Here is a 22,011-nt window from a genome sequence, read left to right as displayed (position 1 = left end):
CAGCGGTATTGATAATTGAACTATCGATAGTCATACTAACGATATGCGGATATCCGAGCTCAGCGAGATCTCCGGCGTTAGCGCCGCGACGATCAAGTACTACACGCGGGAGAGCCTGCTCCCTGCGGGCGAGCGCACCGGCTACAACCAGACCGAGTACGGCGGAGTGCACGTCGACCGGCTGCGGCTGATACGCGCGCTGATCGAAGTGGGAGGGCTGTCGGTCTCCGCGGCGCGCAACGTGCTCCGCGCCATCGACGACGAGGGGATGCCATTGCCGCATGTCTTCGGGATTGCGCAGCACGCTCTTCCGCAGCGGGAGACGCCGGCCCGACCAGAGTCGATCGCCCGGGTGCGTGCCGAAGCTCACGTGCGCGGATGGCACACGGCGCCCGAGAACCCCGGGCTCGAACTGGCCGCGGGCGTGCTCGACGCGTACGAGGTGCTCGGCCGGAGTGATCTCTCGTCGACGCTGGGGGCCTATGCCGCCGCCGCCGAACAGGTCGCCGCAGCAGACCTCGACGCGCTCGACAGCAGCGGCAGCCGAGCCGCGATGGCCGAGACCGTGGTCGTCGGCACCGTGCTCGGTGACACCCTCTTCGCGGGACTGCGGCGACTCGCCCAAGAGGCCGAAACGGCACGCCGGTACTCGATGTCGACCCAGGAGACGACCACATGACGGCCACGGTCTCGCGTGCCGCGCAGCCGCTCGCGACCCTTCCCCGGCCGGACCGCTGGCACCGCCCGCTCCTTGCCCTAGCCGCCGGCATGCTCATGCTGAGCGTCGTCTGCGGCATCCTCGCGATCGTCGATCCGCGGCTGATCCTCGGGCAGAACGCCTGGTTCAAGCCGCTGAAGTTCTCGTTGTCGATCGCGGTGTACGCGGTGACCCTCGCGTGGCTGATCGGGCAGGTGCATCGCTGGCGCCGCGCAGCGAGTATTGCGGGCACCATCGTCGTGATCGCGCTCGTCGCCGAGATGGTGATCATCGTCGGTGCCGCGGCGGCGGGGACCACCAGTCACTTCAACGTCTCGACCCCGCTGAACACCACGCTCTGGTCGGTGATGGCGGCATCCATCGTGATCGTGTGGATCGTCACCCTGCTGGTGGGGATCGCGCTCGTCGTCAGCCCGACGCCCGACGCGGCACGCAATCTCGCGATTCGCGGTGGCGTCGCGCTCGGGCTCGTGGGCATGGCGGTCGCCTTCCTGATGACAGGCCCCACGCCCGGACAGCTCGATGACTTCCAGGGGATCGCGGGGGCTCACGCCGTCGGGGTGGCCGACGGGGGAGCCGGGTTGCCCTTCCTCGGCTGGAGCACCGAGGGCGGTGACCTCCGCGTGCCGCACTTCGTCGGGATGCATGCGCTGCAGATCCTCCCACTGAGCCTCCTCGCGCTCGAACTGCTGAGCCGTCGGATGCCGGCGCTGCGCGATGGCGGCGTGCGGTGGAGGCTCGTCATGCTCCTGACCGTCGCGTATGCAGCGATGATCGGCATCCTCACCTGGCAGGCACTCATCGGGCAGTCCGTCGTCGCCCCCGCCGGACCCGTCCTCGCCGCAGGAATCGGGGTCGCTGTTGCCACCGTCGCTGCGTGCGCGGCTGTCGTGGTCGGAGCACGCCGATGACCCCGCGCTGGACGCCGCTCGCCATCGTCTACCTCGCGCTGTCGATCGCCGGGCTCGGGATCACCTGGACGTTCAACGCCATCGCCATCGTTCAGAACAGCGCGTGGTTCGGCGAGTGGTTCGCCAACGGGGCCGCGACCCAGTCGCTGCAGTGGGACCTCGTGGTCGTGGTGGCCGCGGCGAGCATCTTCATCGTGGTGGAAGGACGCCGGATCGGGATGCGGTGGGCGTGGCTGTTCGTTCCGCTGTCGTTCCTCACTGCTGCAGCGTTCACCGTGCCGCTCTTCCTCGCACTCCGAGAACGACGGCTCTCACGTCTCCGCGACGAGGGGGCGGGGCCGACCGTCTGACGACGACCCCGCTCCACCTCAGTCGAGAATGCGCTGCCAGGCGCCGCCGACGGTGAACGGGACGAACCCGATCGCCTCGTTGACGTCGAGCATCGGACGGTTCTCCTCGGCATTGAAGGTCGAGACGAAGGGAGACGTGGGAACCTCCGCGGCCCAGCGCAGGAGGTTCTCGCACTTCACGAGCGTCCCCAGCCGTCGCCCTCGATGCTCCCTCACCACGAGCGTGCCCCACTGGTCGGTCGGGCGCGAGCGGTCCTGCCCGATTCCCAGCTCGTTGTAAGCGACGATCCTTCCCGACGGCACGTGCTCCACGGCGGCGACACCGATGTGAAGTCCGCCGTCCGCCAGTCGGCGATCGCGATGCTCCACCCGCGCGACGTCCCAGCGCTCTTCGGTGATGTCGAGGCCGCTCAACGGAACGTCGGTCGACATGCGCGACAGCACGTAGGCGAAGGCCTCGCGGAAGCGCTCCGGCGTGCCGCCGCTCCACAACTGCACGCGATAGTCGATGCCGGCTGCGTCACGGGCCGCGTCGCGCATCGCACGGACCGCGTCGAGCGAGCCGCGGAGATCGAAGATGCTGTTGCGCTCGACCTGCTGGAGCGTGAAGTCCTGATCGAGATAGAACTGCGTCCATGCGTCGCGGGGTACGGCGCCGAAGCCCGTCGGTGAAGGGCAGGTCGGCAGTCCCGTGTCGAGGCGGTGCAGGCTGTACGTCTGCAGCACCGTCCGCCCCGCGGCCCGTGCGTCGGCGATCGCGAGCTCCAGCAGCCGTTCCGTCACCCCGTCGTCGCGCACGTCGGGCAGGGTAGCGAGATCGTATTCGAGGTTTCGTGATCCCGCTTCCATCGACATGCTCCACTGGATCGCGCCGACCGCGCGGTCGCCATGGCGCGCGACGTGTCCGCCGCGCTCCACGTACCGCTGCACGTGCCACGCCGGCAGCACTTCCGACGGGGCGATGCGGAGGTGGTCGGTTCCCACGTCGTGCTCGACGCCGCGGTTGAGGACCTCGATCATGTCGAGGAAGTCCCGGGCGTCCGCATCGTCCAGGTCGCGCGGAGCGGCGACGCGGACGATGTCGAGCGTTCGCGTGCTCATGTGAGGACCTTCTTCCACGCGCCGTTGTAGGCAGCCGGACGGAACCCGATGGCCTCGTTGATGTCGAGCATCGGGCGGTTCTCCTCCGCGTTGTAGGTGATCACCTTCGGCGACTCGGGGGCGATGTCACGCCACGTCACGAGCGCGGCGCACTTGACCAGCTGACCGAGCTTGTGACCGCGGTGCTCCTTGAGCACGAGCGTGTCCTCCTGATGCGTCGGTCGCGTGCGATCCTCGCCGATGACGAGCTCGTTGAACGCGACGAGCTCACCGGTGGCGATGTGCTGGGCGGCGGTGACGAGGGCCGTCATCCCGGCGTCGATCCATCGCTGATCGTGACGAGAGACGCGCGCGGCATCCCACGTCTCCTCGTCGAACTCCATGCCGGCCGCGGGGGCGTCCGTCGACATGCGCGACTTCATCCACGCGAAGCCTTCGGCATGTTCGGGGGGCGTCGGCGCTATCCACTGGACGACTCGGTAGCCGGCCGAAGCAGCCTGCGCCTCGGCCAGCAGGCGATCCACCGTCGGGGCGCTCTCGCGCAGGTCGAGATCGCTCTGCCGCTCGATCTGCTCGAGCGTGTAACCGTTGGCGAGGTAGAACCGCGCGGCGCGGTCTCGTGGGATGCTACCGAAACCGGTGGGCGCGTCGAGGCGGTCGCCGACAGTCTCGGGATGCTGTGCCCACGACTGCAGCACGCTGCGTCCGTGAGCGCGAGCGGCATCCTCCACGAGACGGTACGCCGCCGTGCCGATGCCACGCCCGTGGTACTCGCGCAGCAGCTCGACGAGCCAGAACGCGTTCTTCGAGCCCGTTTCGTGCGGAATGTCGACGCCCACCCGGCCGATGATCCGACCGTCGACGACAGCGACCCAGCTGAGCCGTGTCTCGTCGGGATCGGGCTGGTAGTGCGGAAGGAGCTCGGCGGCATCCATGGCGTCGTCGTCGTTGCCGGCGATCTCCGCGTAGACGGCGTTGCGCACGCGCGTCATCTCGATGAAGGCGGCGGCGTCGACCGCGTCGATGCTGGTCGGGATGGTGAGGGTTCGGAACTCGACGCCGAGTTCGGTCTGGGTGTTCATGAGGAATGGGCTCCGTTGGTCAGAAGGGAAGAGATTCGGGGGATGCCGGCGCGTGTGGGCGCCGGCATCCCGCTCACAGGAGGGGGAGTCGGTGGCAGCGGAGCTGCCACGCGTGCTCCCGGGCGATGCGGTCGAGTTCCCGTTGGCGGGAAGCAGGTGTCTGTGCCCGCGCGGGTCGGGTGCTCCACAGCAGCAGTGCGAGTGCCAGCCGGAGGGCCACCCGATCCGGGAGGGACGTCCGCGGAGTCAGGTCGTTCAGAGGATGCTGCAGCGGCACGGCGCCGTCGAAGGGCCGACGTTCCGGGCGCTGCGGCGCGATGAGAGTGTTCACGAGAGTGCTTTCGATGGAAGTGGATGCCGCGATGGCGGCGGGGATCGTGCCGCAGCACGAGGAGGCGGGGCACAGGAAGGCCCGAGAGTCCGATCGGACCCGTTCAGACGACGGAGATCACGCCCAGAGGGCAGACTCGTCCCCTGCGGGGATCAGATGAACGCGTGCGTGCGCGCGTTCTGGAAGGCGCCGAAGGAGACGGTCCCGGTGCACGCGAGACGCGGAGTCATTCCTCCGGTGGTGTTCATGTGCATCATTTCGGGACCTCCTTTCTCAACTTCTGACGCGGAGAGTGACGATAGCGCGTGGCTGGCGCGTGCGTCAAGCCCACTGCCGGTAGCGTGGTCGCGACAGCCGCGCGAGACCCGACGGAGGACGGCCACTTATGCACCTGAAGAGCGTGACGCTCAAAGGCTTCAAGTCGTTCGCGCAGCCCACGACGTTCGCGCTCGAACCGGGCGTGACCTGCATCGTCGGCCCGAACGGATCCGGCAAGTCGAACGTCGTCGACGCTCTCGCCTGGGTCATGGGAGAGCAGGGCGCCAAGACCCTGCGCGGCGGCAAGATGGAGGATGTCATCTTCGCCGGGACGGCCACGCGCGGTCCGCTCGGTCGCGCCGAAGTGCAACTGACGATCGACAACAGCGACGGGGCACTCCCCATCGAGTACAGCGAAGTGACGATCAGTCGCACGCTGTTCCGCAACGGCTCCAGCGAGTACGCGATCAACGGGGAGACCTGCCGCCTCCTGGATGTGCAGGAGCTGCTCAGCGATTCGGGGCTGGGTCGCGAAATGCACGTCATCGTGGGCCAGGGACGCCTCGACACCGTGTTGCAGGCGAGTCCGGAGGATCGACGCGGCTTCATCGAGGAGGCCGCCGGCATCCTCAAGCATCGCCGCCGCAAGGAGAAGACGCTCCGCAAGCTCGAGGCGATGGAGACGAACCTCATGCGGCTCAGCGATCTCGCGGGGGAGTTGCGGCGACAGCTGAAGCCGCTGGGCAAGCAGGCCGAGATCGCGCGGGAGGCCGCGACGATCGCTGCCGTCGTCCGCGACGCGAAGGCGAGGCTGTACGCCGACGAGCTCGTGACGCTGCGCACCCAGCTGGCAGATCACGCACGGAACGAGCAGGACCGTCACGCAGAGCGGGTGCTTCTCCAAGATCAGGTCGAGCAGGTCAAGCAGCGCATCGACGCGCTCGAGTCGCAGCAGCGTTCCGAGGCCGTCGACAGTGCGCGTGCCGCGGCCTTCGGTCTGGAACAGGTGCAGGAGCGGCTCCGCGGACTCTACTCGCTCGCCGGGCAACGACTCTCGCTCCTCGAGGATGACGGTCAGCTCGCGCTCGAGGTCACCACCGTCAGCCAAGCCAGCATCGACGAGGCGCGCGCCGAGGTCGACGACATCGCCTCGGGACTCGGAGCCGCACAGGATGCGGCGGCCGCCGCGGCGCGCGAGGTGATCCGCTCGCGGGCCGAGCTCGACGCACTCGACGCCGATATCGCAGCCCAGAGCGCCCTGGTCTCCGAGCACGACATGCGTCTGACGGCTCTGCGCGGTTCTTCTGAAGCGGCAGCGTCGCGACTGGATGCCGTGCGGGCAGCTGTCGAACGGCAGCAGCGCGCGCTCGACGCGGCGCTCGCACGTCGGACCGAGGCGGAGGAGGTGCTCGCCGGGGTCGATCCCGACCTGGTTCCCGAGAGTTCGTCGGCAGAGTATGCCGCCGCTTACGAACGCGCTCAGCGCGACGCCACGGAGGCGGAGTCGAACGTCTCGGGTCTGCGCGAACGCCTGCACGCAGCGGAGCGGGAAGTGGAGTCGCTGACGGCGCAGACGGCCGCGCTGAGTCGGGCACTGGACGTGCGTAACGCCGCCGCGGCTCTCCTCGAGCGCGGCGGTCCCGGCATCCGCGGACTGGTCGGCGATGCGGTCAAGGTGACGCCGGGATACGAGGCGGCCATTGCGGCGGCGCTCGGATCGTTGGCGGAGGGACTCCTGGTCGACGACTTCGACGCTGCCGTCGGTGCAGCATCGGTTGCCCGCGACGCCGACCTCGGAGCCGTGGACATCATGCTCGCTTCGTCCGTGCGCTCCGCACCCGACGCACGTGTCGCGCCGCGAGGCGCCACTCCCGCGGACGAGGTCGTCTCGGGTCCGGACGGAGTGCGCGGGGTGCTGTCGCTTGTGCTGATCGTGGACGACCTCGAGGCTGCCCGGCAGTGGACCGAGTCGGCGACCGACGCGGACGCGGGCTTCGTGCTCGTGACGCGGGGCGGCGAAGTCGTCACGGCGCATACCGTCCGGGCCGGTTCGGGCTCCGGGCGATCACGACTCGAGCTCGCCGCAGAGCGGGATGCGGCGGCCGATCGTCTCACCGAGATCGCCGTCGTGGCCGATTCACTGCGAGAAGCGCTCGTCGATGCGCAGACCGCATGGGATGATGCGCGGCGCCGCACCAGGGAGTCGCTGCAGACGCTGCGCGAGCACGACGCCGCTCTGGCCGCGCACAGTGAGCAGGTCAATCGCGCGACAGTGCGCCATGAGGCTGCCATCGCCGAATGTGAGCGGCTCGAAGCAGGGCTTCGTCAGGCCCAAGTGGCCGTGGTCGACGCGGAGACCGCCGCGCGGGCCGCTGAAGACGCCCTCCGGCAGGCTCAGGCGGCTCCCCGCCCCATCCTCGACGCCTCGGCGCGTGACGGCCTTCTGTCCGAGCTGGACGCTTCGCGCGACGCCGAGATGCGGTCGCGGCTCGACGTCGAGACCTTGAAGGAGCGGGTTCGCGCGGGGGAGTCGCGGGTCGTCCAGCTCGAACGACAGCGCGAACGCGAGCGCGCTGCCGCTGAGGAGGCCGCTCGCCGGGCTGTCATCCGGCGTGCGCAGCGGGAAGTCGCCGCCGAGGTCGTCGCACAGCTTCCCCCGCTCCTGGACTCCGTCGACCGATCGGTCTCGCAGGCGCGGGTCGAACTGCAGCTCGCGGAGCAGACGCGCACGGCGCTCACGGCGGAACTGGGGGAGCTGCGCGGTCAGGAATCGGGGCTCCGCGAACGCCTGAATGCCCTCACCGAGAGCGTGCACGGGATCGAACTGCAGATGCACGAGAAGCGGCTCCACGTGACGTCGCTGCTCGAGCGCGTGAACAGCGAACTGGGACTGGCCGAGAATATTCTCGTTTCGGAATACGGCCCCGATCAGCCCGTTCTCGGAGAGGAGGGCGACGAGGGGACTCCGTTCGAACGCAGCGCTCAACGGCGTCGACTGCAGGATGCGGAGCGGAAGCTGGCTCAGCTCGGCCGCGTCAACCCGCTCGCTCTCGAGGAGTTCGCCGCCCTGGAGCAGCGTCACGCCTTCTTGACCGAGCAACTTGCCGACCTCACCCAGACCCGCGCCGATCTCCTGACGATCATCGAAGAACTCGACGAGCGGATGCAGACCATCTTCTTGTCCGCCTTCGAGGACACGAAGACCGCGTTCGGCGAGGTCTTCCCGATCCTCTTCCCCGGCGGCTCCGGCAGCATCACCCTCACCGACCCGGACAACCCCCTCACGACGGGGATCGACGTGTCGGTGCGCCCCGTGGGCAAGAAGATCGAGCGGCTCTCCCTCCTCTCGGGCGGGGAGCGGTCGCTGGCGGCGGTCGCGCTCCTCACCGCGATCTTCAAGGCGCGCCCCAGCCCGTTCTACATCCTCGACGAGGTCGAGGCCGCGCTTGACGATGCGAACCTCGGTCGGCTGCTCGGCGTCTTCGAGCAGCTTCGCGCGTCGAGCCAGCTCATCGTGATCACGCATCAGAAGCGCACGATGGAGATCGCGGACGCCCTCTACGGAGTGTCGATGCGGCAGGACGGGGTGTCGGCCGTCGTCGGCCAGCGCGTGCGCGAGCGGGCACCCGCCTGATCCGGATGCCGTTCCAGGCGCGAGCGGTCTCACCCGAGGGTGCGGCGGAGGTCGCGTGAACTCCTAGGCTGGAGACATGGCGGAAAACTCCTGGTCGCTCGGTCGCGCGTTGCGCGGAATGTTCGTCAAGCCCACGATCGATGAGACGACGTGGGACGACCTCGAGACCGCTCTTCTCACCGCGGACTTCGGTCCCGAAGTGAGCGAGCGCATCATCGACGAGCTCCGCGCGAAGGTGGAACGGTATCGGACCACCGATCCCCGTGACCTGCAGCGGATGCTGCGGGAGACGCTGGAGGAGCACTTCGCGAAGTTCGACACGACGCTGCGACTGTCGGAGCGTCCGGCGGTCGTGCTGGTGGTCGGCGTGAACGGCGTCGGCAAGACCACGACGATCGGCAAGTTCGCCGCCTATCTGCGCCGGTTCGACCGGTCTGTCGTCGTCGGCGCTGCCGACACCTTCCGAGCGGCCGCCGTCGAACAGCTCGCCACGTGGGCGGAGCGGGGAGGCGCGGAGATCGTGCGTCCGCAGCAGGAGGGCCAGGATCCCGCGTCGGTCGCGTACCAGACCATCGAGCACGCGATGCGCACCCAGACCGACATCGTCCTGGTCGATACGGCCGGGCGCCTGCACACCAAGGGCGGGCTCATGGACGAACTGAGCAAGATCCGCCGGGTCGTGGAGAAGCTCGCGCCCATCAGCGAAGTGCTGCTCGTCCTCGACGCGACGACCGGTCAGAACGGCGTGTTGCAGGCCGAGGCCTTTCTCGAGCACGCCGGCGTCACCGGACTCGTCCTGACGAAGCTCGACGGATCGGCTCGCGGCGGGTTCGTCCTCGCCGTGCAGGAGCGCACCGGCATCCCCGTCAAACTGCTCGGCCAGGGAGAGGGCATCAATGACCTCACGGGCTTCACACCGCATGTCTTCGCCGCTGCGCTCGTCGACTGAAGGCGGCGCGACATGCGCAGACGCTATCGCGCCGTGAGCGCAGGGATGGTTGCATAGGGCCATGGCGATCGAGCACGACTACTTCGGCCTGCTGGAGTCGGGGCCAGACGGATCGATCTTCTGGAGCGAGTCCATCGACTTCGGCGACCAGAGGGTCACCGTCGATCTCACTGCGCCCGACCAGGACGACGTGTCGCCGGCCGCGCTCGATGTCGCCGCCGCGATGATTTCGTCCCTGGAGCAGATCGACCTGCAGGCGCGCAACGCGATGGTGTCGGAGCTCGACGATCGCACGAGCGAGGTAACGGAGTACATCCTCCAGCAGCAGGAGCAACTGGGCGAAGAGATCGATGACTTCCTCGTCGACATCTCCGGCGACGTCCACATCGACGTCATTCGCGCCCTCCAGCTCGTCAGCATGACGATCCTCGCCGACGAGCACGGCGGCTCGGATCCCTTCGCCGTGCTGGAGTACGCGCTCGACCGCGATGCGACAGACGAGGTGCTGCTGGTCAACCTGACCAGCGACGGGGCGGTGCAGTCGGTCACCAGCGCCGACTGACGATGGCTACCGTCGGCGACGTCCGCCGTATCGCCGCCGCGCTTCCCGGCGCGGTAGAGCGCCAGACCACGGGCGGAGCGGCCTGGTTCGTGCGGGCGAAGCTCTTCGCGTGGGAATGCCATCCCTGGCCGAGCATCCCGGATGCCGTCCGCGCGATCATCGCCGCGGAGCCGGTCGTGGGAGTGAAGGTGGCCGACCCCGACGACGCGCTGGCGCTGCGGGAGATGGCGCCGGACGTCTTCCTCCCGAAGACGACGGGGTGGGGCGAGCCCAAGATCGCGTTCCGCATGGCGGCCATCGACATCGGACACCTCGAAGAACTCGTGACCGAGGCATGGCGCACACAGGCGCCTCGCTATCTGGTGCGCGAGTTCGAGCTCGGTGTCGGCTAGACCGCCTGCGCGAACCCGCCTTCGGTCGCGAGGTGCGCCAAGTGTTCAGGGATCGTCCGACCCTTCGACGCCATCGACTGTGCCCAGAGCCTGCCGGCGCGGTACGACGAGCGGACGAGGGGGCCGGCGAGCACCCCGAGGAAGCCGATGCGCTCTGCTTCCTCCTTGAACTCGACGAACTCCTGAGGCTTGACCCATCGCGCGACAGGAAGATGCCGTGGCGTCGGTCGCAGGTACTGGGTGATCGTGATGATGTCCGTCCCGGCATCGTGGAGATCGACCAGGGCCTGCACGACCTCTTCGGGCTCCTCGCCCATGCCGAGGATCAGATTGGACTTCGTGATGAGACCGGCCGCCCGCGCTTGCGTCAGGACGTCCAACGAGCGCTCGTAGCGGAACGCCGGGCGGATGCGCTTGAAGATTCGCGGGACCGTCTCGACGTTGTGCGCGAAGACCTCCGGGCGCGCGTCGAACACCTCACCGAGAAGGGCGGGTTCGCCGTTGAAGTCGGTCGCGAGCAACTCGACGCCCGTGTGCGGGTTCTGCGCGTGGATCTGGCGGACCGTCTCGGCGTTGAGCCACGCACCGCCATCGGGCAGGTCGTCTCTCGCGACGCACGTGACGGTCGCGTAGCGCAACTGCATGCGGGTGACGCTCTCGGCGACACGACGCGGCTCGTCCACGTCGTAGGCAGCGGGGCGCCCGGTGTCGATCTGGCAGAAGTCGCACCGGCGCGTGCACTGTGAACCGCCGATGAGGAAGGTCGCCTCGCGGTCCTCCCAGCACTCGTAGATGTTGGGGCAGCCTGCCTCCTGGCAGACCGTATGCAGTTGCTCGTCCTTCACGAGCGCGTGGAGGGCCTGGTACTCGGGCCCCATGCGTGCCTTCGTCTTGATCCAATCCGGCTTCCGCTCGATAGGTGTCTGCGCGTTGCGGACTTCGAGACGGAGGAGCTTCCTCCCGTCGGGAGCGGCCTGGGCCGATGCGGCGCCGGGCGCAGATCCGCAGCTCACGCGGCGACCTCCGTCGAGAATGCGCCACTGAAGGCGGATGCCACGGCATCCGCGACATCCGCGGGGGAGATGTCCGCGCCGACCACCTCGCTCAGTGTCGTCACCCCGGCATCCGTGATGCCGCACGGCACGATCTGCGAGAAGGGGAGCAGCGAGTTGTCGCAGTTCAGCGCGAAGCCGTGCATTGTCACGCCGCGCTGCACGCGCACGCCGATCGCCGCGATCTTGTCCTCCGAGAGAGGGCGGCGCACCCACACGCCGCTGCGACCCTCGACGCGATAGCCGGCGACGTCGAACCCCGCGAGCACCTCGATCAGGATGCCTTCGAGGCGTCGGACGTGGGCGACGACGTCCACCGGCTCGCCGAGGCGGACGAGCGGATAGCCGACGAGTTGGCCGGGTCCGTGCCAGGTGATCTTGCCTCCCCGGTCTACATCGACGACGGGGGTGCCGTCGGTGGGCCTCTCGTGGCGCGCGGTGCGTGCGCCCGCGGTGAACACGGGCTCGTGCTCGAGCAGCAGGAGGGTGTCCGCCCGAGTGCCCGCTACGATCTCGCCGTGAATTCGGCGCTGCAACGCCCACGCTTCGGTGTAGGGCACGTACGCAGGGGCAAGGCCGATCGTTCTGATGTCGAGCACGATTCTCCCGGATCTGACGTGATTAGTTGGACGGCGTCCAATAATAGCGTGGATAGGCTGGGCGGATGAGCACCGGTCGTCCGAAATCGTCGTCACGGGAAACGCTGTCTGAAGCCGCGTGCGAACTCTTCCTCGAGCGGGGCTACGACAGCACCACCGTCGGAGACATCGCCGCGCGCGCCGGCGTGAGTCGCTCCAGCTTCTTCAATTACTTCGCCTCCAAGGCCGACGTTCTGTGGGCGGGGCTGGACGAACGTCTCGTCGTCGCAGAAGGCGCCCTGGAGGCCGGCGCCGAGATCCGAGCCGCCTTGGCGCTCATCGCGGAGGACTTCGCGCCCGATGCTCTCGCCCTCGCCCTCGTCAATGCGGACGCCATGGGCATCGCGGCAGAACTCGATCGCGAGTCGGCCCTCCGCCGCGCGCGTGTGGCGGCAGCGGTGGCCAGGCGTCTCGCGGTCGAGGGGGCTTCCGTGATCGAAGCGCAGGTCTGCGGGGCGGCGCACGGGGGAGCGGTCATCGCTGCCATCGAGGAGTGGGCGCGGCACGGGCCGGGCGCGACGTCGTTGCGGGCGGTGCTGGACGCCGCTCTCGACGCGGCCGGGTCGACCCTGCCTCGTCCGGTGCGTCAGTTGCGCGTCGTCGCGCGGGCGGACCACTTCGACGGCGCCGTCACGTTCTACCGGGACGTGCTGGGGATGGCCGAACAGGAGTCCTACCAGGGCGACGGCGGCGCGCGGGTCGTGATCCTCGACGCGGGTCGCGCCACGCTGGAGCTGTCCAACGCGGCGCAGATCGACCTCATCGACCGAGTGGAGACCGATGGCGACGCCCCGAGCGAGTCGATACGCCTCGCGATCGAAGTCGACGACACGGTGTCGGTCACGGCATCCCTGCTCGAGGCGGGTGCGCTGCTGGAGGCCGCACCGCGCGTGACCCCGTGGCGCTCCCGCAATGCGCGGGTGCGCGGGGCGGCGGGATTGCAGCTGACGGTGTTCCAGGAACTCGACCGGCCGTCCTGACCTCGCCCCCGGGGGAGCCGCGTCCGGAGCGTGGCGGCGGGGCAGCGTGCGCACTCCCGTAGAATCGGGGCATCATGGCGACTTTCGGCACACTCTCCGACCGGCTGACAGAGACTTTCCGCAATCTCCGGACCAAGGGAAAGCTGACCCCCGCCGATGTCGACGGGACCGTGCGCGAGATCCGGCGCGCATTGCTCGACGCCGATGTCGCGCTGGTCGTGGTCAAGGACTTCACGGCGAAGGTGCGCGAACGGGCCCTCGGTGATGAGGTCAACCGTGCGCTCAACCCTGCTCAGCAGGTCGTGCAGATCGTCAACGAGGAACTGGTCGCCATTCTGGGTGGACAGCAGCGCCGCTTGCAGTTCGCCAAGAATCCGCCGACCGTCATCATGCTGGCGGGCCTTCAGGGTTCGGGAAAGACCACCTTCGCCGGCAAGCTCGCGCGCCAGCTCGAGAAGGAGAACCACACGCCGTTGCTCGTCGCTGCCGATCTGCAGCGCCCGAACGCCGTCACGCAGCTTCGGGTGGTGGCCGAGCGTGCCGGAGCGACCATCTTCGCTCCCGAGCCGGGCAATGGCGTCGGCGATCCCGTTCGCGTCGCACGTGACGGCGTCGAGCATGCGCGGCGACACCAGCATGACGTCGTCATCATCGACACGGCCGGTCGACTGGGCGTGGATGCCGAACTCATGAAGCAGGCCGCAGACATCCGCACAGCGGTCGATCCCGATGAAGTCTTGTTCGTCATCGACGCGATGATCGGCCAGGATGCCGTCAACACCGCCAAGGCCTTCCAAGACGGCGTCGACTTCACCGGCGTCGTGCTGTCCAAGCTCGACGGCGACGCGCGCGGTGGCGCGGCCCTCTCTGTCGCCTCGGTCACCGGCCGACCGATCATCTTCGCCTCCACCGGCGAGGGTCTCGAGGACCTCGAGGCGTTCCATCCCGACCGGATGGCGAGCCGCATCCTCGATCTGGGCGACATCCTCACGCTGATCGAGCAGGCCCAGGCTGCGTTCGACGAGGAAGAGGCTCGCAAGGTCGCGGAGAAGCTCGCGACGGAGCAGTTCACACTCGAGGACTTCCTCGAGCAGATGCAGCAGCTCAAGAAGATGGGCTCCATGAAGAAGGTCCTCGGCATGCTGCCGGGCGCCGGGAACATGAAGCAGCAGCTCGAGAACTTCGATGAGCGCGAGATCGACCGGACCGAGGCGATCATCCGCTCGATGACTCCGGGTGAGCGGCGCAACCCCAAGGTCCTCAACGGGTCTCGCCGCCTGCGGATCGCTCGCGGCTCCGGCATGACGGTGACCGATGTGAATCAGCTCGTTCAGCGTTTCGATCAGGCCGCGAAGATGATGAAGACCGTCGCGCGCGGCGGGGTTCCCCAGATCCCCGGCATGGGTCCCATGGGCGGGAAGCCTGGCGCGTCGGCGAAGCGCGGAAACAAGCAGAAGAAGGGCGGCGGGTCGCGTTCGGGCAACCCCGCCAAGCGTGCGGCGGAGAACGCCGGGCTCGCTTCCGTCGCCCCCGGTGCGGCATCGGGTTCGGGGTTCGGACTCGGCGCGACGCCGCAGCCCTCTGAGGCTGATCTCGCAGAGATCCAGAAGCTCTTCGGCAAGGGCTGAGACACGCCCCGAGACGCGGCTTTCCCCTCCCTCTCGTCCCGCTAGGCTGAGCCGAACGGGTCGTCTGGGGATACCGGGGGAGATTGCGACGGGAGTGTGACCAGCAGAGTCTCGACGAGTACCGTCTTCGATCGCGATACGCCGCTGTTCCGTGAGAGCGTGAGCGGGCGTCTCGCGAAGTACCCTCGCAACGTCTGGCTGCGCTGGGGTGTGCGCCTCCTGATCGCCGCGGCGTATGCGAGCGTGGCCATCTGGTTCCACGTGGCCACCCAGGGCGGCTGGGACGGCACGCCGAACGGTGCGCTGGCCGACAGGATCGCGATCCTGCGGGCCGGGGGAGCCGCCGGCGGTGACGTCGGAGTCATCGGTGCCCTCTATCCGCCGCTCACGAGTCTCGTCGCCATGCTGATCCCCGGGGGCGCCTTCGGGCTGTCCATCGCCGGATGCCTCGTCGCGGGGCTGATGCTCCAGTTGATCGTCCAGTCGATGCAGCGACGCGACTTCCCGCTGTTCGTGCGCCTTGTGTTCATTTTCACACTGGGGGCGACGCCCGTCTTCGCCTACATCGCGACCACGAACTTCGAGGCCGTGGTCGGCCTGATGTTCTTCGGCCTCGGGATGATCGACCTCGTGCGGTTCGTCACGTGGGCGAACACGCAGGCGGGCTTCCGTGCCGGCATCCTGTTCGCCTGCGCGGCCTTCTCCGACTCCACCGTCACTTTCACCGCGCTGGTCGCCGCGATAGCCGGCACGCTCATCATTCAGTCGCGACCGGGTGCGCGGCTGGCCAATGCGTACGTCGTCGCCTTCCCCACGATCACGCTGTTCCTCTCGCTCGCGCTCCTCGGTGTCGCTTTCGGCGCGGGACCGCTCGCAATGTTCCGCGGGGATCTCAGCTGGCACCCGGAGCGATTCGACGCACTCCTGACCTTCTTCGCGTCGCCCGCGGGAGTCGTGTACTTCGCACCGATGCTCCTTCTCGTGGTGACGAGTTTCGCGCTCCGCTTCCCGGGCACGGCACTCATCGCCGTTCTCCTGACGGCGAGCACACTGCTGGCCTTCGTTCTCGGTCTCACCCCGCCGGGCACTGCCGGAATCAACTACACGCTCATGCTGCTCCTGGCGATCGCGATCGTGCCGACGATGACGAGACTGGCTCACACCCTTCTCACGAGCGCCGTGTCGGTGGTGCTATGGATCATCGGTTGGCTCACCCCTCTGCAGTGGCGAACACTCGCCGACTGGATCAGCGCGCTGGGAGGACTCTCATGACGGCCGCGGACTCCCCGCTACTCTCTGCGGAACTGCGAACTCGGTACGTCCAGGAAGGCTGGGTGCCGCTCGGACGTGATGGCGACGCCGTGGTGATCGGGGCGTCGCGCGAACTGGGGCGTGCTGCTCGTTCCGAGATCAGCGCGGCAGTCGGTGCGCCGCTGGTGGTCCGCCCGCTCGGCCAACGCGCGATCGTCGACCAGGTGGTGCAACACTTCCGCGACGACTTCGCGGATCAGGCCGCCAACGGCCTGTACCACGCCGATCCTGGCCTCTCCGCGCGACGCGTGCTCTCGCGGGCACAGCAGGTGGGCCTCGCAATCTTCCTCGTCGTGCTCGTTGCGGCGCTCATCCTGTGGACGCTGCCGACAATCGTCGTCGGCATCGCCGTCGCCAGCATCGTCTTCCTCTCCAGCACGCTCTTCAAGTTCTCGGTTGCTCTGCACGGGTCGCGATACGACCTCGTACAGCATGTCGACGCGGATGCCATCGCCGCCCTGCGCGACGAAGACCTCCCGATCTACACCGTGCTCGTGCCCGTTTTCCGTGAGGCGCGGATCGTGGGACGCCTGGTCGAGAACCTCGGGCGCCTCGACTACCCCGCGCACAAGCTCGAGGTCATCATCCTGGTGGAGGAGGAGGACGACGAGACGAGGGATGCCATCGCGGTGTCCTCACCGCCGGAGAACTTCATCGTGGTGACGGTGCCCAAGGGTGCCCCGCAGACGAAGCCGCGTGCCTGCAACGTCGGTCTGGAGGTTGCGCGGGGCGAGTTCCTCGTAATCTACGACGCCGAAGACGCACCCGAACCCGACCAGCTGAAGAAGACGATCGTCGCCTTCTCGCGCGCCGACGCGTCGACCGTCGTCATGCAGGCATCCCTCAACTACTTCAACGCACGGGAGAACGTGCTGACTCGCATGTTCGCGCTGGAGTACAGCTACTGGTTCGACTACATGCTCGCGGGCCTCGACGTCAGGGACCTTCCGATCCCGCTCGGGGGCACGTCCAATCATTTCCGCACGGCTGCGCTGCGCGAGCTCGGTGGGTGGGACCCCTACAACGTGACCGAGGACGCCGATCTCGGCATCCGCGCCAGCGCACTCGGATACCGGGTCGGGGTCGTCGACTCGACGACGATGGAAGAGGCGACGAGCCGGATGGGGATCTTCATCGGTCAGCGCAGCCGGTGGATCAAGGGCTACATGCAGACGGCGCTGGTGCACGCTCGTCGCCCGGGGCGCCTCATCGGGCAGATCGGGCTGCGGCGATTCTTCTCGTTCGCACTCCTCATCGCCGGGACCCCCCTCACCTTCCTCGGCGTGATTCCCTTCACGGCGCTGTTGGTCGCCTCGTTCGCGATTCCCTGGCTCGACGTCTCGGACGCCTTTCCGCCGCTCGTGCTCTGGCTCTGCCTGTTGAACTTCCTCATCGGGAACGGCCTGATGGTGTATCTCAACATGATGGGACCGTACAAGCGGGGCGCCTTCTGGCTCGTCGGCTGGGCGCTCCTCAACCCCGTCTACTGGCTCCTGCACTCGGCGGCGTCGTACAAGGCGCTCTGGCAGTTGATCACCAAGCCGCACTACTGGCAGAAGACCGAGCACGGCATGTCGACGTTCGAGCTGCACGGAGCAGACGTCGATGTTGCCCTGCCCGCAGCGGACCCGGTGGGGGCCGCGGATCGTCAGTGACTCTGGCTCGCGAGGTGATCGCGCAACGTGGGGCCGGCGCGGAACTCGCGAATGAGGTGGTGGACGACTTCGCGGAGATCCCCGTCGGCAGCCTCCGCTACGTGCACCTGACGTTCGTAGCTGGCGCCCTGCGTCAGGATCGTCTCGATCCCGGCAAGCTCACGCGCGCAGTGCAGCTGTTCGGCGACCGGGGAGAGCCGCGCGACGGTCTCCCGGAGATGGTCGACCACGGGGCGCTGGGTGCCGTCGCGATCGACGATGACGCGCGCATCGAGGCCGTACCTCGCCGCGCGCCACTTGTTCTCCCTGACGAACCACGGCGGGATCGTCGCCAGCCCTCGTCCCTCGTCGATCTCGCGGGAGAAGTGCTCCACGAGCACCTGCACGAGGGCGGCGACGGCGGCGAGCTCAGGCAGCGTCGACATGCCGTCGCAGGCGCGCACCTCGATCGTGCCCCAACGCGGGGCCGGACGGATGTCCCAGCGCACTTCGGTGGCGTCGGCCATCACGCCGGTGCGGACCATGTCCTCGAGGTACCCCTCGAACTCCGACCACGCCGTCAGCGGCCACGGCAGGCCCGCTGTCGGGAGTTGCTGGAACACGAGTGCACGGTTGGATGCGTACCCCGTGCGCTCGCCCGCCCAGAACGGACTGGATGCCGACAGGGCCTGCAGGTGGGGGAGATACACCGACAGCGCATTGATGATCGGCAGGACCTTCGTCACGTCGTCGACGCCCACATGGACATGGATGCCCCAGATCATCATGTTGCGTCCCCACCACTGGGTGCGCTCGATCAGGTTGTGATAGCGGGTCTTGTCGGTGACCTGCTGGTCATACCACTGCGCGAAGGGGTGGCTCCCGGCGCAGAGAAGCTCGATTCCGCGCGGGTCGCTGAGCTTACGGACCTGCGCGATGGCGTCGGCGATGTCGTCGACGGCGGCGGCGACGGTATCGCCCACGCCGCTCGTGACCTCGAGCGTGTTGGTGAGCAGCTCACCCGTCACCGTGTAGCGCTCGTGGCGGGTCTGCTCCTCCAACTCTGGAAGCATCTCCGGTGCGCGCGGTGCGAGGTCGCCCGTCTCCGGATCGGCCAGCATGAGCTCCCACTCCAGACCCACCGACGAGCGGGCGGATGTCGCGAACGGCACCGTCATGCGCACAGTCTGACACGCGCAAGCCCGCTGGTTCGCAGCATCCGTCATGATCTGGCAAAATAGATCGCTGGACCTGTTGCTCGACCCTCTATCCGGCCGCCGGTCCACCCGCAGAGCTTCCGCCGGGTGTGCACCCCACTCTCCAGGCGACGTTCATCATCACTTCCCAACACCATTCAGGAGAATTGTGGCTGTCAAGATCCGTCTGAAGCGCCTCGGCAAGATCCGCGCGCCGTACTACCGCATCGTCGTGGCCGACTCGCGCACCAAGCGCGACGGTCGCGTGATCGAGGAGATCGGCAAGTACCACCCCACCGAGGAGCCCTCGTTCATCGAGGTCGACTCCGAGCGTGCGCAGTACTGGCTGTCCGTCGGTGCCCAGCCGACCGAGCAGGTCGCAGCCCTGCTCAAGCTCACGGGCGACTGGGGTCGCTTCAAGGGCGACAAGAACGCCGTCTCGACGGTGAAGACCGCCGAGGGCAAGTCGGAGTTCGTGGCCGATACCTCCAAGAAGTCCGTCATCAAGCCGAAGGTGGAGAAGAAGGCCGAAGAGCCTGCTGCCGCCGCGGATGACGCGCCGGCCGACGACGCCGCCGCAGAGACCACCGAGGCCGAGTAAGACTGTGCTGGCCGCCGCGCTCGAACACATCGTCAAGGGGATCGTCGATCACCCGGACGATGTCACCATCCGTTCGTCCACGTCGCCTCGCGGCGACGTGCTCGAGGTGCGCGTGCACCCGGACGACCGGGGACGGGTGATCGGGCGCGGCGGACGCACCGCCAAGGCGCTGCGCACGCTCATCTCGGCGCTGGCCGATGGCGCGCGCGTCCGCGTCGACGTCGCGGACGACTGACGTGTCGGCATCCGGAGCCGCGCGCACGCAGTTGCGCGTCGGCCGCCTCGTCAAGGCGCACGGGCTCAAGGGCGCCCTCAAGCTCGAGCTGTACACCGACGACCCCGACGGACGATTCGTCCCGGGCGCCGTCTTTACGTTGCAGGTTCCGGAGTCTTCCCCCTGGCACGGCAAGAACGTCACTGTTCGTGAGTTCCGCTGGATGAACTCGCACCCGGTTCTCTTCCTCGACGACGTGGAAGACCGCACGGTCGCGGAGTCGCTCGTGCGGGCGATCCTCTGGGTCGATCAGGACGACGATGCAGCGCCGACAGAGGACGACGCGTGGTACGACCATCAGCTCGTGGGACTGCAGGTCGTCCGTGACGACGTCGTCGTCGGGCGTGTCGTTCGCGTGGATCACCTGCCGGCGCAAGACCTCCTCATCGTCCGGCCCGAAGACGACGCCGAACGCGAGATCCTCGTGCCGTTCGTCGCGGCGATCGTGCCCGAAGTGGACATCGTGGCCGGACGCGTCATCGTCACGCCGCCGGCGGGACTCTTCGAAGATCTCGTCGGCGACGACGACCCCGAGCCAGCGCCCGCCGCCGAGGACGAGAACGCCGAGGACTGACGTGCGCATCGACGTCGTCTCGATCTTCCCCGCGTTCTTCGACGTTCTCGAGGTCTCGCTGCTCGGGAAGGCGCGCGCGAGCGGACTGTTGGACGTTCATGTCCACGATCTGCGCGGCTTTGCCCATGATCGTCACCGCAGCGTGGACGACACGCCTTACGGCGGTGGCGCCGGTATGGTCATGAAGCCCGAGCCCTGGGGAGAGGCGCTGGATGCCGTGGCCGCGGCCGCCGGTGCAGAACGCCCCACGTTCGTCTTCCCTTCACCCGCAGGAGAGCGTTTCGTGCAGCGTACGGCGCGCGAGTTCGCGGAGCTGCCGCATCTGGTCTTCGGCTGCGGCCGGTACGAAGGCATCGATGAGCGGGTCTTCTCCTACGCCGGTACGCTCGGCGACGTGCGGCTCGTGAGCCTCGGCGACTACGTCCTCAACGGCGGTGAGGTCGCAGCGATGGCCATGATCGAAGCGGTGGGTCGCCTCATTCCCGGTGTCGTCGGGAATCCCGAGAGCCTGGTCGAAGAGTCGCACGAGGACGGCCTTCTCGAGTACCCGTCGTTCACGAAGCCTGCCACCTGGCGCGGCTACGACGTTCCCGAGGTCTTGCTCAGCGGCCACCACGGCCGCGTCGCCGAATGGCGCCACGAGCAGCAGGTCGCGCGGACTCGCGAGCGCCGCCCCGACCTCCTCGCCGACTGAACGACTCGCGTGGGGCCCGGCCGCGTCACGCGTGCAGGGATCGCAGCGCGTCGACGACCTGAGCGTGCCACGCACGCGCCGCCGGCAAAGCAGCCGTGTAGATCGGCGTGTCGTGTGTGACGCCGAGATAGCGCACGACGGTCGCGTCCACACCGCTCGCACGCAGTTTCGCCCCGTACGCAGCACCGTCGCGACGGAGCGTGTCGTACTCGGCGGTCATGATCAGCGCGGGAGGCAGTCCGGTGTGATCGGCAGCACGCAGGGGCGACGCGTAGGGGTTCCGCGCGTCCGCGCGGCACGAGAGGTAGGTGCGCGCGATCGAGCGAAGCTCACGGAACACGAGGAGCGCCGGCACGCCCATTCGCCACGTCGGGATGAGATCGACATGACGGCCCGTCAGATCGGTGACGGGCACCTCCAGCACCTGCAGCCGCAACGCAGGGCCCCCGCGATCGCGATTCATCAGCGCGACGGCCGCGGCGATGGCACCGCCCGCCGACGTGCCGGTGACCGCGAGCCGGGCGGCATCCACACCGAGCTCCTCGCTGTGACCGACGACCCATTCGAGGGCGGCAATACCCTGTTCGACTTGCGTGGGGAAGCGGTGTTCGGGCGCGAGGGCGTAGGACACCGAGATGACGACGACGTCGGCCTCCGCGGCCCGTCGCCGGCAGGCGGCATCCGTCGTGGGGTAATCGATGCCCCCGATGCGGAACGCACCTCCGTAGAAGTACAGGGCCGCCGGTCGCACGCGGTCGTCGGCAGCGGGCCGATAGACGCGGACCGTCACCGCGGGGTAGCCGTCGACGGGCACGACATGATCGGTGGTCGGGAGGTCAGGACCGCGCACGCCGGCAGAGGCGAGCTCGTCGCGATCCCATGCCCACGCGGCACGCCGGTGCCGCGCTCGCGCGCGGGCGGAACGCTCGACGCGCGTCGGCTCCGGAGCCTTCTCCGCCGTCGGGAGGCCCGGTGAGCTCTTCTCGGAAGGTCGAGACAGGGGGGATGCGGCCGGACGGGGCGTCAGCCACCACGGCAGCGTGGCGCGCAGCCTCCCCAGTACCTGGCGCAGCAGATAGCGACGGTGTCGCCGCAATCGTTGCGTGAAGTAGGGGTCGAGTGGCATCCGGAATCAGCCCCG

The 22,011-nt window shown here is 68.2% G+C and carries 22 protein-coding genes; 15 read left to right on the top strand and 7 right to left on the bottom strand.

What is annotated here, in order from left to right:
* Positions 1-43 precede the first annotated feature (43 nt).
* Genes P0Y48_04980 through P0Y48_04970 form a run of 3 tightly spaced genes read left to right on the top strand, consistent with a single transcriptional unit; the run spans position 44 to position 1,979 of the window.
* Positions 44-679, top strand: coding sequence for a MerR family transcriptional regulator (locus P0Y48_04980; GenBank protein ID WEK14560.1), 636 nt, complete (start codon positions 44-46; stop codon positions 677-679).
* Entirely contained in the window at positions 676-1,629 is a 954-nt protein-coding gene (locus P0Y48_04975) for a hypothetical protein (GenBank protein ID WEK14559.1), read from the top strand. The genes P0Y48_04980 and P0Y48_04975 overlap by 4 nt, the downstream gene beginning before the upstream one ends.
* Positions 1,626-1,979, top strand: a complete 354-nt coding sequence (locus tag P0Y48_04970) for a DUF2834 domain-containing protein (GenBank protein ID WEK14558.1) — start codon at positions 1,626-1,628, stop codon at positions 1,977-1,979. The genes P0Y48_04975 and P0Y48_04970 overlap by 4 nt, the downstream gene beginning before the upstream one ends.
* Before the next feature lie 18 nt (positions 1,980-1,997).
* On the opposite strand, the gene P0Y48_04965 is transcribed toward P0Y48_04970, so the two are convergent.
* From P0Y48_04965 to P0Y48_04955, 3 genes are all read right to left on the bottom strand, one after another.
* Entirely contained in the window at positions 1,998-3,080 is a 1,083-nt protein-coding gene (locus tag P0Y48_04965; protein WEK14557.1) for a GNAT family N-acetyltransferase, read from the bottom strand.
* Positions 3,077-4,162 carry a GNAT family N-acetyltransferase gene (locus P0Y48_04960; protein WEK14556.1) on the bottom strand — a complete coding sequence of 362 codons (1,086 nt, stop codon included), beginning with the start codon at positions 4,160-4,162 and terminating at the stop codon, positions 3,077-3,079. The genes P0Y48_04965 and P0Y48_04960 overlap by 4 nt, the downstream gene beginning before the upstream one ends.
* Positions 4,163-4,235: 73 nt before the next feature.
* On the bottom strand, positions 4,236-4,493 hold the full coding sequence (locus P0Y48_04955; protein WEK14555.1) for a hypothetical protein: 258 nt from the start codon (positions 4,491-4,493) through the stop codon (positions 4,236-4,238).
* A 385-nt stretch (positions 4,494-4,878) separates the two neighbouring features.
* Between P0Y48_04955 and smc the strand changes: the two genes are divergently transcribed.
* The 4 genes from smc (at position 4,879) to P0Y48_04935 (ending at position 10,288) form a co-directional block, all read left to right on the top strand.
* Positions 4,879-8,385 carry a chromosome segregation protein SMC gene (smc, locus tag P0Y48_04950; protein WEK14554.1) on the top strand — a complete coding sequence of 1,169 codons (3,507 nt, stop codon included), beginning with the start codon at positions 4,879-4,881 and terminating at the stop codon, positions 8,383-8,385.
* A 76-nt stretch (positions 8,386-8,461) separates the two neighbouring features.
* A complete protein-coding gene (ftsY, locus tag P0Y48_04945; GenBank protein WEK14553.1) occupies positions 8,462-9,334 on the top strand; it encodes a signal recognition particle-docking protein FtsY in 873 nt (290 codons plus the stop codon).
* A gap of 61 nt (positions 9,335-9,395) precedes the next feature.
* Complete coding sequence (locus P0Y48_04940) at positions 9,396-9,896, top strand: DUF2004 domain-containing protein (GenBank protein WEK14552.1); 501 nt, start codon at positions 9,396-9,398, stop codon at positions 9,894-9,896.
* 2 nt (positions 9,897-9,898) lie between these two features.
* On the top strand, positions 9,899-10,288 hold the full coding sequence (locus tag P0Y48_04935) for an MmcQ/YjbR family DNA-binding protein (GenBank protein WEK14551.1): 390 nt from the start codon (positions 9,899-9,901) through the stop codon (positions 10,286-10,288).
* Here the strand turns inward: P0Y48_04935 and lipA are convergent.
* Positions 10,285-11,301, bottom strand: coding sequence for a lipoyl synthase (gene lipA, locus P0Y48_04930; GenBank protein ID WEK14550.1), 1,017 nt, complete (start codon positions 11,299-11,301; stop codon positions 10,285-10,287). The genes P0Y48_04935 and lipA overlap by 4 nt on opposite strands.
* Positions 11,298-11,939, bottom strand: coding sequence for a lipoyl(octanoyl) transferase LipB (gene lipB / locus P0Y48_04925; GenBank protein ID WEK14549.1), 642 nt, complete (start codon positions 11,937-11,939; stop codon positions 11,298-11,300). Before lipB ends, lipA begins: the two co-directional genes overlap by 4 nt.
* A 65-nt stretch (positions 11,940-12,004) precedes the next feature.
* On the opposite strand from lipB, the gene P0Y48_04920 reads away from it, so the two are divergent.
* The 4 genes from P0Y48_04920 to P0Y48_04905 all read left to right on the top strand — a co-directional run bounded on the left by P0Y48_04920 (position 12,005) and on the right by P0Y48_04905 (position 17,552).
* Complete coding sequence (locus tag P0Y48_04920) at positions 12,005-12,958, top strand: TetR family transcriptional regulator (protein ID WEK14548.1); 954 nt, start codon at positions 12,005-12,007, stop codon at positions 12,956-12,958.
* A gap of 74 nt (positions 12,959-13,032) precedes the next feature.
* Positions 13,033-14,586 (top strand): signal recognition particle protein, encoded by a 1,554-nt coding sequence (ffh, locus tag P0Y48_04915; protein ID WEK14547.1) that lies wholly within the window; start codon positions 13,033-13,035, stop codon positions 14,584-14,586.
* A gap of 159 nt (positions 14,587-14,745) precedes the next feature.
* Positions 14,746-15,858 (top strand): hypothetical protein, encoded by a 1,113-nt coding sequence (locus tag P0Y48_04910; GenBank protein ID WEK14546.1) that lies wholly within the window; start codon positions 14,746-14,748, stop codon positions 15,856-15,858.
* Between the two features lie 62 nt (positions 15,859-15,920).
* The gene (locus P0Y48_04905; protein WEK14545.1) at positions 15,921-17,552 is read left to right on the top strand and encodes a glycosyltransferase; all 1,632 of its coding nucleotides are present in this window, start codon (positions 15,921-15,923) and stop codon (positions 17,550-17,552) included.
* On the opposite strand, the gene P0Y48_04900 is transcribed toward P0Y48_04905, so the two are convergent.
* Positions 17,546-18,709 (bottom strand): glutamate--cysteine ligase, encoded by a 1,164-nt coding sequence (locus P0Y48_04900; protein ID WEK14544.1) that lies wholly within the window; start codon positions 18,707-18,709, stop codon positions 17,546-17,548. The genes P0Y48_04905 and P0Y48_04900 overlap by 7 nt on opposite strands.
* A 187-nt stretch (positions 18,710-18,896) precedes the next feature.
* On the opposite strand from P0Y48_04900, the gene rpsP reads away from it, so the two are divergent.
* The 4 genes from rpsP to trmD are packed head-to-tail and all read left to right on the top strand — an operon-like array spanning position 18,897 to position 20,870.
* Entirely contained in the window at positions 18,897-19,328 is a 432-nt protein-coding gene (rpsP, locus tag P0Y48_04895) for a 30S ribosomal protein S16 (GenBank protein WEK14543.1), read from the top strand.
* A gap of 4 nt (positions 19,329-19,332) precedes the next feature.
* On the top strand, positions 19,333-19,563 hold the full coding sequence (locus P0Y48_04890; GenBank protein WEK14542.1) for an RNA-binding protein: 231 nt from the start codon (positions 19,333-19,335) through the stop codon (positions 19,561-19,563).
* A complete protein-coding gene (rimM, locus tag P0Y48_04885; GenBank protein ID WEK14541.1) occupies positions 19,526-20,176 on the top strand; it encodes a ribosome maturation factor RimM in 651 nt (216 codons plus the stop codon). The genes P0Y48_04890 and rimM overlap by 38 nt, the downstream gene beginning before the upstream one ends.
* Position 20,177: 1 nt before the next feature.
* Positions 20,178-20,870 (top strand): tRNA (guanosine(37)-N1)-methyltransferase TrmD, encoded by a 693-nt coding sequence (gene trmD, locus P0Y48_04880; GenBank protein WEK14540.1) that lies wholly within the window; start codon positions 20,178-20,180, stop codon positions 20,868-20,870.
* A 25-nt stretch (positions 20,871-20,895) separates the two neighbouring features.
* On the opposite strand, the gene P0Y48_04875 is transcribed toward trmD, so the two are convergent.
* Positions 20,896-21,996, bottom strand: a complete 1,101-nt coding sequence (locus P0Y48_04875; protein WEK14539.1) for an alpha/beta hydrolase — start codon at positions 21,994-21,996, stop codon at positions 20,896-20,898.
* Positions 21,997-22,011 lie beyond the last annotated feature (15 nt).

It is taken from the genome of Candidatus Microbacterium phytovorans (assembly GCA_029202445.1).
Taxonomy (GTDB): Bacteria; Actinomycetota; Actinomycetes; order Actinomycetales; family Microbacteriaceae; genus Microbacterium; species Microbacterium phytovorans.
Note: the sequence above shows the minus strand (reverse complement) of the source record. Positions and strands in the feature narration are given on the sequence as shown.

Excerpts from the sequence above, each read along its gene's own strand:
- P0Y48_04980 (WEK14560.1), top strand. The coding sequence starts at position 44 with ATGCGGATATCCGAGCTCAGCGAGATCTCCGGCGTTAGCGCCGCGACG.
- P0Y48_04975 (WEK14559.1), top strand. The coding sequence starts at position 676 with ATGACGGCCACGGTCTCGCGTGCCGCGCAGCCGCTCGCGACCCTTCCC.
- P0Y48_04970 (WEK14558.1), top strand. The coding sequence starts at position 1,626 with ATGACCCCGCGCTGGACGCCGCTCGCCATCGTCTACCTCGCGCTGTCG.
- P0Y48_04965 (WEK14557.1), bottom strand. The coding sequence starts at position 3,080 with ATGAGCACGCGAACGCTCGACATCGTCCGCGTCGCCGCTCCGCGCGAC.
- P0Y48_04960 (WEK14556.1), bottom strand. The coding sequence starts at position 4,162 with ATGAACACCCAGACCGAACTCGGCGTCGAGTTCCGAACCCTCACCATC.
- smc (WEK14554.1), top strand. The coding sequence starts at position 4,879 with ATGCACCTGAAGAGCGTGACGCTCAAAGGCTTCAAGTCGTTCGCGCAG.
- ftsY (WEK14553.1), top strand. The coding sequence starts at position 8,462 with ATGGCGGAAAACTCCTGGTCGCTCGGTCGCGCGTTGCGCGGAATGTTC.
- P0Y48_04940 (WEK14552.1), top strand. The coding sequence starts at position 9,396 with ATGGCGATCGAGCACGACTACTTCGGCCTGCTGGAGTCGGGGCCAGAC.
- P0Y48_04935 (WEK14551.1), top strand. The coding sequence starts at position 9,899 with ATGGCTACCGTCGGCGACGTCCGCCGTATCGCCGCCGCGCTTCCCGGC.
- P0Y48_04920 (WEK14548.1), top strand. The coding sequence starts at position 12,005 with ATGAGCACCGGTCGTCCGAAATCGTCGTCACGGGAAACGCTGTCTGAA.
- ffh (WEK14547.1), top strand. The coding sequence starts at position 13,033 with ATGGCGACTTTCGGCACACTCTCCGACCGGCTGACAGAGACTTTCCGC.
- P0Y48_04900 (WEK14544.1), bottom strand. The coding sequence starts at position 18,709 with ATGACGGTGCCGTTCGCGACATCCGCCCGCTCGTCGGTGGGTCTGGAG.
- rimM (WEK14541.1), top strand. The coding sequence starts at position 19,526 with ATGGCGCGCGCGTCCGCGTCGACGTCGCGGACGACTGACGTGTCGGCA.
- P0Y48_04875 (WEK14539.1), bottom strand. The coding sequence starts at position 21,996 with ATGCCACTCGACCCCTACTTCACGCAACGATTGCGGCGACACCGTCGC.